Origin of the sequence: Sphingobacterium sp. UBA7038 (assembly GCF_002494055.1) — a bacterium.
Classification (GTDB): Bacteria; Bacteroidota; Bacteroidia; order Sphingobacteriales; family Sphingobacteriaceae; genus Sphingobacterium; species Sphingobacterium multivorum.
Window position 1 is genome coordinate 272,230 of sequence record NZ_DLAV01000039.1, and the last position, 15,718, is coordinate 287,947.

General features: G+C 40.2%; 11 protein-coding genes and 1 tRNA gene. 8 read left to right on the forward strand and 4 right to left on the reverse strand.

Features of this window, described 5'->3' with window-relative positions:
• The first annotated feature begins 486 nt into the window (after positions 1–486).
• From B3H30_RS22770 to B3H30_RS22780, 3 genes are all read left to right on the forward strand, one after another.
• A complete protein-coding gene (locus tag B3H30_RS22770; RefSeq protein WP_286834861.1) occupies positions 487–1,986 on the forward strand; it encodes a malate:quinone oxidoreductase in 1,500 nt (499 codons plus the stop codon).
• Positions 1,987–2,201: 215 nt separating this feature from the next.
• Entirely contained in the window at positions 2,202–2,819 is a 618-nt protein-coding gene (gene pnuC, locus B3H30_RS22775) for a nicotinamide riboside transporter PnuC (protein ID WP_070569668.1), read from the forward strand.
• Positions 2,806–3,885, forward strand: a complete 1,080-nt coding sequence (locus B3H30_RS22780) for a hypothetical protein (protein ID WP_070569670.1) — start codon at positions 2,806–2,808, stop codon at positions 3,883–3,885. Before pnuC ends, B3H30_RS22780 begins: the two co-directional genes overlap by 14 nt.
• 45 nt (positions 3,886–3,930) lie before the next feature.
• Here B3H30_RS22780 and B3H30_RS22785 read toward each other — a convergent pair.
• Positions 3,931–4,002 (reverse strand) — tRNA-Arg (locus tag B3H30_RS22785).
• Positions 4,003–4,280: 278 nt separating this feature from the next.
• A complete protein-coding gene (xerD, locus tag B3H30_RS22790; RefSeq protein WP_070569672.1) occupies positions 4,281–5,183 on the reverse strand; it encodes a site-specific tyrosine recombinase XerD in 903 nt (300 codons plus the stop codon).
• A gap of 244 nt (positions 5,184–5,427) precedes the next feature.
• Between xerD and B3H30_RS22795 the strand changes: the two genes are divergently transcribed.
• Entirely contained in the window at positions 5,428–8,283 is a 2,856-nt protein-coding gene (locus tag B3H30_RS22795; RefSeq protein WP_070569674.1) for a M16 family metallopeptidase, read from the forward strand.
• A gap of 130 nt (positions 8,284–8,413) precedes the next feature.
• Here the strand turns inward: B3H30_RS22795 and B3H30_RS22800 are convergent, their stop codons facing one another.
• Entirely contained in the window at positions 8,414–9,274 is an 861-nt protein-coding gene (locus tag B3H30_RS22800) for a sigma-70 family RNA polymerase sigma factor (protein WP_028068906.1), read from the reverse strand.
• Between the two features lie 390 nt (positions 9,275–9,664).
• Between B3H30_RS22800 and B3H30_RS22805 the strand changes: the two genes are divergently transcribed.
• Positions 9,665–9,886, forward strand: a complete 222-nt coding sequence (locus B3H30_RS22805; protein WP_046675813.1) for a helix-turn-helix domain-containing protein — start codon at positions 9,665–9,667, stop codon at positions 9,884–9,886.
• Here B3H30_RS22805 and fmt read toward each other — a convergent pair.
• Complete coding sequence (fmt, locus tag B3H30_RS22810) at positions 9,883–10,800, reverse strand: methionyl-tRNA formyltransferase (protein WP_286834862.1); 918 nt, start codon at positions 10,798–10,800, stop codon at positions 9,883–9,885. The two genes, B3H30_RS22805 and fmt, sit on opposite strands and share 4 nt — an antisense overlap.
• A gap of 151 nt (positions 10,801–10,951) precedes the next feature.
• Here fmt and B3H30_RS22815 point away from each other — a divergent pair, with 151 nt between their 5' ends.
• The 3 genes from B3H30_RS22815 to icd all read left to right on the forward strand — a co-directional run bounded on the left by B3H30_RS22815 (position 10,952) and on the right by icd (position 15,696).
• Positions 10,952–12,169 (forward strand): ABC transporter permease, encoded by a 1,218-nt coding sequence (locus B3H30_RS22815; protein ID WP_070569678.1) that lies wholly within the window; start codon positions 10,952–10,954, stop codon positions 12,167–12,169.
• Between the two features lie 115 nt (positions 12,170–12,284).
• Positions 12,285–14,408, forward strand: a complete 2,124-nt coding sequence (locus B3H30_RS22820; protein ID WP_070569680.1) for a cation:proton antiporter — start codon at positions 12,285–12,287, stop codon at positions 14,406–14,408.
• Positions 14,409–14,433: 25 nt separating this feature from the next.
• Positions 14,434–15,696, forward strand: a complete 1,263-nt coding sequence (gene icd, locus B3H30_RS22825; protein ID WP_070569683.1) for an NADP-dependent isocitrate dehydrogenase — start codon at positions 14,434–14,436, stop codon at positions 15,694–15,696.
• The last annotated feature ends 22 nt before the right edge of the window (positions 15,697–15,718 follow it).

The window sequence follows — 15,718 nt, forward strand, 5'->3', positions numbered from 1 at the left end:
ATTACACTATGGCATTTATGACCATTTTCCTCGTGCTTTCTTTCGCTCACAGCCCGTCTGATCTTGGAATTCAACACGATACATGAACTCGCTTCCATTAGGTTTATCTTGGTTATGCCACAGTGTTTGTGTTTTTCTCGATGCTATAGTATGAGCGAATAAATGATCTTATTTTTTAGCCATCGTGTACACTATTGCCTATCGACGTTCTGCAAAAATGTTAAAACTATATTATAACACAAAATCTTTCGATAAATAACGGTTTAAAATAGAAAAACATTGTGTGCTGACCCGGTGTTTATCTTGGAGTGGGGGAGTGTTTTAAGGTAACATTTTTAGAATTTTGCGGTAAGCGATTGCTCACTTAGGATTATTTTAATAAATCAATGGTATTTTTGAATAAGTGGTTCTAAAAAGTACAGTTTTTTGACAAAAGACTTGGACGTTTACCAAAAACTATATTAAATTTGCATCAATCACAAAAACATGAGCAAAAAATCAAATAAAGAAGTTGACGTTGTTCTGATCGGCGCCGGTATTATGAGTGCTACTTTGGGTACTCTAATCAATGAATTAAGCCCAGACGTTAATATTGAAATTCTTGAGCGTTTGGATGTTGTGGCTGCTGAAAGTTCTGACGCATGGAATAATGCTGGCACGGGTCACTCTGCTTTATGCGAGTTAAATTATACCCCCGAACAGAAAGATGGTTCTGTCAAGATTGATAAAGCAGTGAAAATTGCCGAGCAATTTGAAGTCTCTAAGCAATTTTGGTCCTACCTCGTTGATAAAGGCATTATTGCCCAACCTGAAAATTTTATCCGTAGTATTCCACACATGAGTGCGGTTTTTGGTGAAAAAGACGCTAAATTTCTAAAGACAAGATGGGAAACACTAACGACCCAAAACTTGTTCAAAGGGATGGAATATACCGAAGATACAGCATTGTTGAAATCGTGGATTCCATTGATGATGGAAGGACGTGCGGCAGACGAAAAAATCGCTGCGACAAAAATGGATCTGGGTACTGATGTAAATTTTGGGTCGTTGACACGTGATTTGATCGCTAATCTTGAAAATAAAGAAAATATTTCGATTTCCTTAAACCACGAAGTAATTGACATCCAACGTGAAGATGACGGTCGCTGGGAAGTGGAAGTCAAAGATTTAAAGACAGGAACAAAGCGAGAAATCAAGGCAAAATTTGTATTTATTGGAGCCGGTGGGCACTCGTTGTTATTGTTGGAAAAATCTGGAATACCCGAAGCGAAAGGCTATGGCGGATTCCCGGTGGGAGGCCAATGGCTGCGTTGTGTGAATGAAGAGATCATTAATACACACCATGCGAAGGTGTATGGTAAAGCTTCTGTCGGTGCGCCTCCAATGTCTGTACCGCACTTAGATACACGTTATATTGATGGCAAGCAAGCGTTATTGTTTGGACCATATGCAGGTTTCTCAACTAAATTCTTAAAACAGGGGTCTTACTTCGATTTACCGGCTTCTATCAAATTGTCCAATATCCGTCCGATGTTATCAGCCGGACTTGACAACTTACCGTTGACGAAGTATCTTATTACTGAAGTCATGAAGTCACCAAAAGATAAACTGGAGTCTTTAAAACAATTTATGCCTACAGCTAAATTGGAGGATTGGGTTATCGAGAAAGCAGGACAACGTGTTCAGGTCATCAAGAAAGATGAAAAGAAAGGTGGAATTTTAGAATTTGGTACAGAGGTCGTTTCGAGTGCCGATGGTTCTATTGCTGCGCTATTAGGAGCGTCTCCTGGAGCTTCGACGTCAGTGGCTATTATGATCAGCCTGTTGAAGAGATGTTTCCCTGAACGTGCCAAATCAGATGAATACCGTAAAAAACTACGTGAAATGATCCCTTCACACGGGAAATCATTGAACGATGATGCGCAACTTTGTAAAGAAACGCGTACGCGTACGCACAAAGCGTTGAAATTGATTGATATAGAATAATCAATTCGACAGAAAATATACTTATGGGGTGCTTGGAATGACCATGGTCATTCTCGGCTGAGATTATACCCAATAAAAGCGATTGTACCTCCTTGTACAATCGCTTTTATATACCTGATCCAGGTAATGCTGGCGTAGGGATTTAATTTCAATAAAAAATAGCCGTTTCTCTCCCATAGGTTTATTATGAATGACACGATATAATAAACAAGGCGATGACTTCTGAAACAATTTTCGAAGCTTTTGTAAAACAGATTCAACAGGCCACCATTGCGGAATGGTTGGGGGTATCTTTTGGTGTTTTACAAGTTTGGTTTTCCCGGCAAAATAAATCGATCAATTACATTTTTGGGATTATTGGTATCTTAATTTCTGTATACGTATTATTCCATGCGAAACTATATGCCGAAATATTGCTACATCTCTATTACTTGATCATGAGCATCTATGGCTGGATCTATTGGAAATATAGTCGTGATGTAGCTACGCCCATAACACACTGTGAGCCGAAAGAATGGTGGATAGTAGGTGGCATATGTGCTGTCGGTTTTCTGTTGTTTTATTTCGGATTGGTACACTTAACAGATTCTGATGTACCGCTTTGGGATTCTGCAGTTTCCTGTACAGCTTGGGCAGGGATGTGGTTATTGGCAAAGCGGAAGATAGAAAACTGGATATTGTTGAATATCAGTAATCTGATGGCAATTCCTTTACTGATCCATAAAGGGCTGTTTCTTTATTCGGGCTTGACGTTATTTTTATTTGTTATGGCATTTAGTGGGTATTTTAATTGGAGGAGAATAATACGTGAAGAAAGATATGCAATTCAATAGCGAAGATATCGCTATACTGAAAGATAATCAGGCAAAAGGAATTCAGCAGAAAACGTTGTCAGATGGACAACTGGATCTGATTTACCGTCGGAAGTGGTTTAAGATTTGGGTTCCCCGTGCATTAGGTGGATTGGGGTTAAGTGTACCTGAAGGACTCAGTTTATTGGCTGATCTGGCTTATTGGGATGGGGGATTAGCCTGGACAGTAACCTTATGTTCAGGAGCAAATCTGTTTGTCGGTTTTATTGATCCCCTTATAGGAAATCAAATTTTCGAAACGGATCGGGTTTGTTTCGGAGGTAGTGGACAGGCATCTGGTACTGCTACGCGTGAAGGGGACCACTATCGACTCCGTGGTTTCTGGAGATATGCTACCGGAGCGCCACATTTAACGCACTTCACATTAAATGCCGCAATTCAGGAGGCGGGAAAACCCGTTTTGGACGAAAAAGGTGAACCGCTGATAAAATCATTTTTTGTCGATCGGGATCATGTACTGATTCACTATGACTGGGATACATTTGGATTGGAAGCTACAGCTTCGCATTCTTTTTCGCTGGAAGACGTTCTCGTTGATAGCAGGCAGTCTTTTGAGATTGATGCGGCAAAAAGTACACGTCGCGAGCTGTTGTATCAATATCCCTTTATGCCTTTTGCGGAATTGACTTTACTGGCCAACTTTACGGGAATGTATAAGCGCTTTTTGGATTTAATCGAAAAACTATTTGTGTTAAAAAGCAATCAATCCAAATGGGAGAAGACTGAAAGTAAAGAAGCGTTTAGGGTACTCGATGAATTTCAGCAAGATTATGTTAATCGGAGGGAAGCAATCATGAATTTGGCCGCTCTTTCTTGGGAAAATCTTCACGATGGAAATGATAATGCAGCGATTTATGAACAGATAGGGATACAAAGTAGAGATTTTGTGGAATCTATCTTAACAAATACGATAAGACTCTATCCACACACCGGAATTTCGGGGGCCGCCATTGACCATGAAATCAATATCATCTTCCGGAATATTTTTACGGCTTCGCAACACAAGTTATTGCAAAAGAGCTTCTAAACAACAAAGACTATCCTAGGATAGTCTTTGTTGTTAAATAGGATGTGTTCCCGGCGGGGGTCGAACCCACATCGTCAGAACCGGAATCTGAAATTCTATCCATTGAACTACGGGAACGTCTGGCAAAGATATACTATTTTCTAGATCTTACAAACAATCTTTGTGATAAAATTATATCTTTTAGCAATCAATTTTTAAGGCATCTTATCGTCAGTATTTTAGCGTTTAGCTTTTGTCAATTCTCTATTTTTTTACGTCAATGCTATAATAGTTTCCATATATGCTTAGCATCGGGCGGGCAATGTGGAATGAGAGGAGGCTAGCACGATTGCCCCTGAATAAAGCAGTATAGTTCATTTGGATGGCCGAGCTGGCAAAAGGTGATCGGACATTCATCACGACCGTGGATGATATTGCGTAATAACGGAATGAAGGTAGTCCCTATCGATGTGTGTGTATATTTCGGTCGTGGTAATGCTTTCATGACCGAGCATATCTTGTACAGCTCTTAGATCTGCCCCGCCTTCCACTAAATGTGATGCAAAACTATGCCTAAAGGTATGTGGGCTGATGGTTTTTTGTAAACCGATTTTTAAGGCAAGTTCTTTGATGATCAAGAAGATCATGACCCGGGATAATGCGGCACCTCTTCTGTTGAGGAATACAATATCTTCATTTCCGGCCTTAATCTTGATATGAGGTCTGATCGTTTCTAAGTAGATACGGAGGTGTTTAATGGCGTGTTGACCAATTGGAATGAGGCGTTCTTTGCTTCCCTTGCCCTCAACTTTGATAAATTCAACATCTAAAAAAAGGTTCGATATCTTGAGTGTGACAAGTTCGGAAACACGGAGACCGCATCCGTATAAGATTTCGATGATCGTTTTATTGCGCTCACCCTCGGGTGAAGAAAGATCGATTGCCGCGATCAATTGATCGATCTCATGTATGCTCAAAACGCTGGGCAGCTTGCGTGCCAAGCGTGGCGCCTGAAGAAGATCTGTCGGATTGTGGACGAATTCATGCTCGATCATCAAAAAGCTAAAGAAAGTCTTCAGGCCAGAGATCAGCCTGGATTGTGTGAAGGGTGAAATATTAAACTCCTGCAACCAAGCCAAAAACTCCTGTATATTTTTTCTCGTTACAGTATTTAAAACCAAATGATTGTCTTCGCAGTAGATCTGAAATTTGGATACGTCATTTAAGTAAGCATCAATTGAATTAACGCTTAAGCCTCTTTCGAACTTTAAGAATTGTTCGAATTCTTTTTTTATATCAGTCCAGTTTTCAAAATCCATTTGCAACAAAATTACAATTAACTGTTGTTCTTTTCGAAAGTTATTCTGTATTTTTAAGTGGAATTTTTACAGATTATAAGTGATACAAAGAGACGTTCCCTTATAGCGGGTCCCGATTCCTCCTTGGATAATGAAAAAAGTATTAATCTGTATTTTACGATTTATCGGGACAATTGATCTCCTGTTCCGTTTACCCTAATATAAAACAATTAGCAAAAATAACTGAAAAAAGACATTTTTTTGTATGAAATTCATTAAACCACTCGCATTAGCTTTTCTATTACCGGCTACGTTCTATATAGCAGAAGCAAAAATGCCAACCACATTAACTGCGGAAGCGCGCGCGATTCTATCCCAAGATAGTTTGGCGCTGAATCAAAAATTACCCTTCGACAATGAAGTCATCACAGGGAAACTGAAAAATGGATTTACATACTTTATTCGTAAAAATAGCGAGCCTAAAGGCCGTGTTACCATGTATTTGGGTATGAAGGCCGGCTCTATTCTAGAAAATGAAAAACAGCTTGGTTTGGCCCATTTTTTAGAACATATGAACTTCAATGGCCTGAAGCACTTTCCAAAGAATGAATTGGTTAACTACCTGCAGAAAGCGGGGGTTCGATTTGGATCGGACCTCAATGCCTATACCAGCTTTGACCAGACCGTTTATCAGCTGCCCATTCCTTCTGACGATCCTGAACTTTTAAAAAATGGTTTGCAGGTAATGCGCGATTGGGCTCAGGACGCTTTGTTGGATGGCGAAGAAATTGATAAAGAACGGGGTGTTATTCTCGAAGAAAAACGAGGTGGAAGAGGAGTACAGCAGCGTTTACAGGATCAATACTTTCCGATGTTGCTCAATGGTTCCCTTTACTCCAAGCGTTTGCCGATCGGAACTGAACAGATACTGAAAACATTTCCCTACACAGAAATACGCAAATTCCATGAAGACTGGTATCGCCCGGATTTACAGGCCCTGATCATCGTTGGAGATATTGATCCCAAGGAGATGGAAGAAAGGGTGAAAGTATTGTTTTCCGATATGAAAATGCCCAAAAAAGCGTTGGAGCGTAAAAAATATCGGGTCGATCTGTTAAACAAGAACCAGTTCTTGGCTATTTCAGATCCGGAACTGCCCTACACTGTTGCACAGATTTTGATCAAAAGCGAAAAAGAAAAGGTTTCCACGGTAGGAGATTACAGAAACGAGCTGTTGAAGAATGTGTTCAATCAGATGATCGCGGGGCGTTTTTCTGAATTGATGCAACAACCGAACCCTCCTTTTATGCAGGCAGGTGGAAGTATCAGCGATTTTGTTGCTAACCTTAATACTTTTTCATTGTTGGTGGTGCCTAAACCAGGCGAGTTGGAATCCGGATTTAAAGCGATGTTAACCGAATTTGAGCGCATTCAAAAATACGGTTTTACACAGACGGAGTTGGATCGTGCCATCGCCGATATGAAAAAGGGTAACGAGATGTCATTTATCGAGCGTGATAAAAAGAAGTCGGATAGCTATGTAAACCGTTATCTCAATTATTTTATTGATGATGAACCTGCTTTAAGTAATGAAAACGCTTATCGTTTGACAAAACAGCTGTTACCAACCTTGAAACTGTCGGAAGTGAATGGTTTGGTGAAAAAATATTATACCGATCTGAACCGCGATGTTTTAGTTATGGGGCCAGAAAAGGATAAGGCCAATTTACCCGCTGAGTCTACCGTGACGGGCTGGGTAAAGGCAGTGGAAGAGAGTCCCGTGACAGCATATGAAGATAAAGTTTCCAATCTTCCCTTGCTTTCAAAAGAGCCCGTAAAAGGCACTGTTGTATCGTCAAAAAGTATTGACGCCGTTCAAGCGAAAGAATTGATCTTAAGCAATGGTGTGAAAGTAATCTTAAAGCCTACGGACTTTAAAAATGATGAGATACAGATTATGGCGTATAGTCCGGGTGGAACATCAGGCTATAGTGATGCAGACTACTTCTCAGCCTCCAATGCGTCTTCTTTAATTGATGCAAGCGGCGTTGGACAAATGAACAACGTTGAGCTTACGAAGTATCTTTCAGGAAAAGATGTCTCCATCTCTCCGTATATCTCCGAACGTTACGAAGGTATTTCAGGTAGTACAGATAAAGAAGGCTTGAAGAATGCTTTTGAATTGATTTATGGTTATTTTACCGAGCCTCGATTGGATCAGGATATTTTCCAGAGTACCATGACCCGGGCAAAAGGATCTTTGGAAAATAGGTTGAGCAATCCAAATAATGTATTCTCGGATAAAGTGAAAGAAGTGCTTTATGGCAACAATGTCCGCCGGCAAAACCCAACGGTAGAAACGATCAATAAAATTGATCGGGAACGTGCTTTGGCAATTTACAAAGAACGATTTGCTGATGCTTCGGATTTTGTGTTTACAATTGTGGGGTCATTTGACGAGAATCAGATCAAGCCTTATTTAGAAACCTACCTGGCTTCATTGCCGGCCCTTAAAAGAGGAGAAAGCTACAAGGATTTAAATATTCTGGAGCCGAGCAAGGGCGAGCGCGTAGTTGTTCATAAAGGCAAAGAGGAGAAGGCAAGTACGCAATTGGCCTACTATGGGGACTATACCTATAATGAAACTGAAAATGTGAATATGGAAGCCTTGGAGAGTGTGTTGACGATCAAATTGTTGGAAAGACTCCGTGAAAAAGAAGGTGGAGTTTACGGCGTGGGCGCTCGGGCGAGTTTCAGTAAGCTGCCAAAAGCACGTTATGCTTTTTCCATTGGTTTTGGTTCGGCAGTAGATAAGGCTGATGCTTTAATCACTTCGGCCTTGGATGAAGTAAAAAAGATTCAGGAAAAAGGCCCCGAAAATGGAGATATCGAAAAGTTCCTAGCAGAACAACAGCGACAAAATGAGTTAAATCTTCGTGAAAATGGTTATTGGCTGAATTATATATCAAGTTCTTATCAGAATGATCTTGATCTTGCACGATATACACGTAGAATAGACAATTTGAAGAAGGTAACTTCGAAGTCGGTGCAGGATGTTGCCGGAAAATATTTGAAAAGAGATCGACTTTTTGAATTTATTTTGATGCCGGATTCTAAATAACAGGAGTCCTGGAAAACAGAAGGGTTGCCTGCGTAGTAGGCAACCCTTTTTTATTGGCTAAAAAATTAGGAACAAAAAATCCCAACCATTTCTGATTGGGATTGCCAAAATGTCTAATAAGTATCTCTTGTTAACCCAAATAGGATTTTAAGATTTTGCTTCTTGAAGTGTGTCTCAAACGTTGAAGAGCTTTATCTTTGATCTGACGAACGCGCTCACGTGTTAAATTGAATTTTTCTCCGATTTCCTCTAACGACAATTGGTGATTGGAACCTAAGCCAAAGAAAAGCACGATAATTTCACGTTCTCTTTCTGTTAATGTTGCCAATGATCGTTTGATTTCTTCTGACAGAGATTCATCAATCAAAGAACTGTCTGTGTCTGGATCATGGTTCTCCAAAACGTCCAAAAGTGTGTTTTCTTCACCTTGAACAAAGGGAGCATCCATAGATACGTGACGGCCAGAGTTGCTTAGCGTATCCGAAACCTTGTCTACTGTGGTTTCAAGGATATCCGCCAATTCTTCTGGAGATGGTTCCCGTTCGTATTCTTGTTCTAGTTTTGAGAAAGCCTTACTGATTTTGCTCAATGAACCAACTTGATTCAATGGCAGACGTACGATACGCGATTGTTCAGCAATTGCTTGAAGAATAGATTGGCGAATCCACCAAACGGCATAAGAAATGAATTTAAACCCCTTTGTTTCGTCAAAACGTTTAGCCGCTTTAATTAAGCCCAGGTTACCTTCATTGATTAAATCACCTAAGGTTAAACCTTGATTTTGATATTGTTTTGCTACTGATACTACGAAACGAAGGTTGGTTTTAGTCAATTTTTCCAAGGCAACTTGATCGCCTTCGCGGATACGCTGTGCTAATTCTACTTCTTCTTCTGCTGTAATTAAGTCTACTTTACCAATTTCGTGTAAGTATTTGTCCAAAGACTGTGACTCACGATTGGTGATAGATTGTGTAATTTTGAGCTGTCTCATTAATTTTTATTAATTCTCCTCTCTAAGAAATGTTTGCGAAAATACGAAAAATTTTTGAATTATTAATGGAAAATTGATTATCTAGCCACTCATATTTAATGAGTTAGGCTTTTTTGAGTTTCAATTTTTAATCATCAAAAACTATTCCATTTTAATATTTTTTTTTCCTCTTATCTGTTGCTGTAATATTCAACTGTTTGATATTTAAAGAGCTAAAAGGTTTAATTTTTTTTATTGTTCTAAACAATTTAACTCGTCGGCAGCTGATTTATTATGCACCATGCATTCCTCAAATTTATTTTAAAATGATAATTTTATGATAAAACAAAAAGATGGATCTTTTGTTTTATTAGTGACATTAAATAAATTTAAAAGAATAAAAATTATATTATGCCAATCTTAATTCACTTGGATAAAATAATGAAAGAGAAAAAGATGTCGCTTAACCAATTGAGTGACAACGTCGGAATTACCCTTTCCAATCTTTCAATCATCAAGAATCAAAAGGCGAAGGCATTGCGATTAGATACTCTTGAAGCGATATGCAAAGCGCTAGACTGCCAGCCTGGTGATCTGCTGCAATATTATGATGGTGGTGATGAAAAAGGTTAAAATCGATAGCCTTTTAAAAAATCGACTACATTCATTCTTTTTTTGCCTTCGAGTTGAAGGTCAGAAATGACAATATAGCCGTCTTGTGTCGCAATTTTTAAGAAACTTTTCTTGTCAGTTTCTACGGTGCCCGGTATTGTAGCTGTATGGGCAAGCTCTTTTTCTGTGCGATAGATTTTTAGTACCTTATCATTTAAGAGGGTAAATGCCGCTGGATAAGGGCTTAAACCGCGAATGAAGTTATAAACCTGCGCAGTGGGCTGATCCCAGTTTATTTTACAGTCTTCTTTGAAGATTTTTGGTGCGTGTTTGAGTGGCTCCGTGGTGAGAAGGACGTCTTGAGGTTTAGGCTGCAAAGTGCCGGCCTTCAATTGCTGGATGGTTTGAAGGAGCGTTTCTGCCCCAGCCACCATAAGGTTGTCGTGGAGATCGCCGGCATTGTCTGTTTCTTTGATGGTAACTTTTTTCGACAATAAGATGTTTCCCGTATCGATTTCGTGCTGTAGTAAAAATGTCGTTACGCCCGATTCTTTCTCGCCATTGATGATGGCATGATTTATCGGTGCTGCACCCCGATATTGTGGAAGGAGTGAGGAGTGAACGTTGATTGTTCCAAATTTAGGCATATTCCAGACGATCTCAGGTAGCATACGAAATGCGACCACAACCTGTAGGTCCGCCTGAAAACTTTTGAGGTCATTCAGAAATGCTTCATCGCGAAGTTTCACGGGTTGAAGAACTGGGATGTTATGTTGTCTAGCAAATATTTTCACCGCAGATTCATGTATTTTTTGTCCACGTCCTGCAGGTTTATCCGGTACAGTAACCACAGCGACAACTTGTTCGCCAGACTGAATCAGTGCTTCAAGTGAAGCTACAGCAAAATCGGGAGTACCCATGAAAATAATACGCATAATACTTGAAAATTTTTATAAAACTCTTTAAACCAGTGCAGGAGCCTCCTCGTTGAATAGCCTACTGAAAAACACCTAATAATTTGTCATTTCAGTTTTGTAAATAACAAATTTTTATAACTTTGCGAAGTTACATAAATATATTGAAAGCTTGAATTTTCCTTATTTTTTAGCAAATCGGATCGCATTTTCTGGAAAAAGAACGTTCTCAAAATTGATCGTTCGGGTGACTATTGGTGCCATTGCTCTTGCTATTGCAGCGATTATTATATCTATTGCGGTATTGCGCGGATTTAAGGGAGAGATTATCAGTAAGCAACGGAGTTTTTTTGCCGATGTATTGGTTTTACGTTACGACCTGAATAAGTCTTACGAAAATTCGCCCATAACACTTGCACCGGAGGTCCGCAAGTCCATATTGGCAATTCCTCAAGTCAATTCCATCAGTTCCTTTGCAACCAAGGCCGGAATCATCAATGTCAACAATGAAGTGGAAGGCGTGGTTCTCAAGGGTATCGATTCATTGTATAATCAGCAGCCGTTTCAAGGTATGCTGGTGGAAGGGAATATGATAGACTTTAAATCGGATAATGCCGATAATCAGATTTTAGTCTCTAAGTATCTCGCAGATCGATTGCTCTTAAAAGTCGGTGACGATTTTATTATGTATTTCGTGCAGGATCCTATACGCAAACGTAAATTTGTCATTAAGGGCATTTTTAATACAGGCTCTGAAGAATTAGATAAGGTCTATGTGATCGGGTCTCTCAATGTCATCCGCAAACTGAGCAACCTCGATGATCATGAGGTAGGGGGCTATGAGATTCGGATCAAAGATTTTAGTCAGCTCGAACGGACAACAAACAAGGTTGAAGATCTGTTGCCTATCGATATGCAGGCAATTAATATCAAGGATCAGGTTCCCGATATTTTTCAGTGGCTGGAACTGCTGGATATGAACACCAAAATCATTTTTATATTGATGACGGTCGTGGCTATTATCAATATGATTTCCGCCTTGCTGATCACCATTCTTGAGCGTACTTCAATGATCGGTATTTTAAAGGCGTTGGGGTATCACAATGCCGGAATTCGCCGCGTCTTCATGTACAGTGCCTTGTACCTGATCGGCCTCGGATTGTTAATCGGTAATCTTATTGGCCTCGGTTTTTACTTTTTTCAGGATTTTACCCATTTCTTTAAATTGGATGAGAAGACCTACTATATCTCCTATGTGGCCGTTCAACTTCAATGGTCTGATGTGATTCTTGTCAATTTGGCTGTTGTGTTTATCGGAATGATCTCTTTATTTATTCCGTCAATGCTAATTACCAAAATTAGTCCGATTAAAGCCATTTCTTTTAAGTAACGCTCTTTTTAGGCTTCGCTTTCTTTAAAAAATCGTATTTTTAGTGCTGTTAACTATTTTTCGAGCTGTATAGAAAAATAAGTATTTATATTTTACGGCTAGTATACAAGCACATATGAATAAAACTTTTGAGCATATTTCCCACGCCTTCGAAGCACCTTTACAAAATCCTGTACTTATATTTTCACTGGTACTTTTTATTATCCTGTTATCACCGATTGTACTGCGACCGATTAAGGTTCCGGGGATTATAGGATTAATTATATCCGGCGTTATTATTGGACCGCATGGACTAAATTGGCTGGAAAAAAACTCGGCCATAACGCTTTTTTCAACAATAGGCCTGCTCTATATCATGTTTATTGCCGGGCTCGAGTTGGACATGAATGAATTTAAAAAGACAAAAAATAAGAGCTTGCTCTTTGGCTTCTTGACATTCATCGTGCCGATCAGTATTGGCTATCCCGTTTGTCACTTTTTATTGGGTTACGGTGTTTTGCCGAGTTTGTTGATATCAAGCATGTTTGCTACCCATACGCTGGTTTCTTATCCCATCGTCAATAGCTATGGTATTTCAAAAATGGAGGCTGTTGCGATTACGATCGGTGGAACAATCCTGACCGATACGGCCGTGCTGATTATTCTTGCTGTAATTACTGGCGTTTCTCAGGGAAATATAGGTAATGAATTTTGGATTACCCTGACGATTTCCTTTGCTATCTTTCTGTTTATCATGTTTGGTGTTATTCCGAGGATCGCGAAATGGTTTTTTGAGCGCTTGGGGAGTGAGAAGACGTCCAATTATATCTTCGTTCTCTCGGTTGTGTTTTTTGCGGCCTTTCTAGCGGAAATTGCCGGCCTTGAGCCGATTATTGGGGCTTTCGTGGCCGGTCTGGCCCTCAATAAACTGATTCCACATTCTTCGGCTTTGATGAACCGGATCGAGTTTATCGGTAATGCGATTTTTATTCCTTTCTTCTTGATATCTGTGGGCATGATTGTCGATGTCAGCGTGATCTTGAAAGGGCCGCAGGCCCTTATTATTGCCGGAACACTGACCGTTGTGGCTATCGTCGGAAAATATGTGGCCGCCTGGCTGACACAGATTGTTTTTAAATACAGCCGTGGTCAACGTAACCTAATATTTGGTTTAAGTAGTGCACATGCTGCGGCAACACTGGCCGTTATTATGGTTGGACATAAGAACGGCATTATCGATGAGAATGTGCTTAATGGTACGATTCTGCTGATTTTGGTGACCTGCATTGTCGCCACGGTGGTGACGGGAAATGCCTCACGTAAAGTGGTTATGGATGGCGAACAGGACGAAGAACATACTGATGTGGTAAAGGAAAAAGATGAAAACATCTTGATTTCTATCGCTAATATGGATAATATGGAGCCGATTTTGGATTTTTCAACCTATATTAAAAGCAAGAAATGTTCCTATCCTGTCAATATTGTGTCCGTTGTGAAAGATAATGAACAGGCACAATTAAACATGTCTAAAGCACGGAAGAACCTGGACAATATGGTCAGGTATGCTTCGGGTAGTGAAACAAATGTGAATATAAGTGCTACAATAGATTTAAACATTGCCAGCGGGGTTGCGCGGTCGGCAAAAGAGGTTTCTGCCAATTGTATTGTTTTGGGCTGGCCAAGTGCGGCCAATTTTATGGATAAGTTTGTCGGGGAGAAAACGGAAAGTATTTTAAATAGAACCTCGGCTAATGTGATGTTATGTCATTTTAAAAAACCTTTTATTTCGAATAAGTCGATTGTCGTTTTTGCACCACCGATGTGCGAGGCGGAATTTGGTTTCGAATACTGGCTGGAGAAGGTGGTCAAGTTTGCCCAGGAATTATCCCTGTCCATCACTTTTGTGGTTGATACACGTTCTGCCGCTGCCATTGAAGAACATCTCGTCGAATTGAAAAATTCTGTTCCTGTCACATTCAAACATTACGACAACTGGGACAATTTACAGGGCCTTAAAGCGTTTAAGGAGGAGGATGCGATGTTTATTTTTGTGTCGGCTAGAAATGGAGAAGTTTCCTATCGGGATTCGCTGGATGGAGTAGCAAAGAAATTAGATCGTATTTATGCAAACGAAAATCTTGTTTTAGTGTTTCCTAGTAGAGTGGAAAATGCGCACATCGACGAATATGAAGATGTTGAAGCTGCACCAATCTTTAGAAAAATTAGCAAAGAAATCGGAAATATGTTTAATAAGGGATAGTTATTGTCCGTTAAAATTGAAGGTTATGTCAAATAAGATTACAATGTCAAGTGAAGGAACTTTACAGGTTCCAGATTTTCCAACAATTCCTTTTATTATCGGCGACGGCATTGGTCCTGACCTCTGGCATGCGGCAGTGCGTGTTTTTGATCAGGCGGTGGAGAAAGCGTACGGCGGACAACGGAAAATAACATGGAAGGAGGTGTTGGCAGGTGAGAAAGCTTTCAACGAAACAGGCGAATGGCTACCAAAAGATACGCTGAATGTATTAAAAGAGTACCTGGTTGGAATCAAAGGGCCGCTCACCACGCCAGTAGGCGGGGGAATCCGTTCGTTGAATGTTGCGTTGCGTAAGGATTTGGATCTCTATGTATGTCAACGCCCGACAAAATGGTTTGAGGGTGTACCTTCGCCAGTCAAACATCCCGAGTATGTGGATATGGTGATTTTTCGCGAAAATACCGAAGATATTTATGCTGGAATAGAGTTTCAGGCAGGAACAGCTGAAGCCAACAGATTCCAGGATTTCTTGCATGATGAGCTTGATATTGATTACAATTTCTCGGCCACGACAGGCGTCGGTGTCAAACTGGTTTCTGAAGAGGGATCCAAAAGATTAGTCCGTGCAGCAATAGAACATGCTATTGATCACAACTTGCCTTCCGTGACGATTGTTCACAAAGGAAATATCATGAAATTTACGGAGGGGGCTTTTAAGATTTGGGGTTATGAGGTTGCTGAAACGGAATTTGCCGACAAAACCTATACGTGGGGACAGTGGGAGCGAACGAAAGAAGAAAAGGGTGTGGAGGTTGCCAATCAAGAACAAAAAGTGGCCTTAGATTCCGGTAAAATTTTGATTAAAGACATGATTGCCGACAACTTTTTACAGCAGATCCTGCTGAATCCACGGGATTTTTCTGTTGTGGCAACGTTGAATCTGAACGGTGATTATATTTCTGATGCGCTGGCAGCAATGGTTGGCGGTATAGGGATCGCACCGGGTGCTAATATCAATTTTAAAACCGGGCACGCTGTCTTTGAAGCCACCCATGGTACTGCACCTCGCTTTGCAAATACCAATACCATGAATCCTTCATCGGTTATTTTAAGCGGTGTTATGCTATTCGAATACCTCGGCTGGACCGAAGCGGCGGCGGCAATTGTTAAGGCCTTAGGAGAAACGATATTGGCTAAGACTGTGACGGTGGATTTTTACAATTTGATGGATGATGCGACCTTGGTCAAAACAAGCGAATTTGCAGATCGAATTATTGAAAAAATATAAGAATTTTATTTTCTGAGATATT

What these genes read in the sequence shown, in the direction of transcription:
- xerD (WP_070569672.1), bottom strand. Translation starts at nt 5,183, where the DNA reads ATGGATTTTGAAAACTGGACTGATATAAAAAAAGAATTCGAACAATTC.
- B3H30_RS22800 (WP_028068906.1), bottom strand. Translation starts at nt 9,274, where the DNA reads ATGAGACAGCTCAAAATTACACAATCTATCACCAATCGTGAGTCACAG.
- B3H30_RS22820 (WP_070569680.1), top strand. Translation starts at nt 12,285, where the DNA reads ATGAATAAAACTTTTGAGCATATTTCCCACGCCTTCGAAGCACCTTTA.
- B3H30_RS22795 (WP_070569674.1), top strand. Translation starts at nt 5,428, where the DNA reads ATGAAATTCATTAAACCACTCGCATTAGCTTTTCTATTACCGGCTACG.
- B3H30_RS22805 (WP_046675813.1), top strand. Translation starts at nt 9,665, where the DNA reads ATGCCAATCTTAATTCACTTGGATAAAATAATGAAAGAGAAAAAGATG.
- pnuC (WP_070569668.1), top strand. Translation starts at nt 2,202, where the DNA reads ATGACTTCTGAAACAATTTTCGAAGCTTTTGTAAAACAGATTCAACAG.
- fmt (WP_286834862.1), bottom strand. Translation starts at nt 10,800, where the DNA reads ATGCGTATTATTTTCATGGGTACTCCCGATTTTGCTGTAGCTTCACTT.
- icd (WP_070569683.1), top strand. Translation starts at nt 14,434, where the DNA reads ATGTCAAATAAGATTACAATGTCAAGTGAAGGAACTTTACAGGTTCCA.
- B3H30_RS22780 (WP_070569670.1), top strand. Translation starts at nt 2,806, where the DNA reads ATGCAATTCAATAGCGAAGATATCGCTATACTGAAAGATAATCAGGCA.
- B3H30_RS22770 (WP_286834861.1), top strand. Translation starts at nt 487, where the DNA reads ATGAGCAAAAAATCAAATAAAGAAGTTGACGTTGTTCTGATCGGCGCC.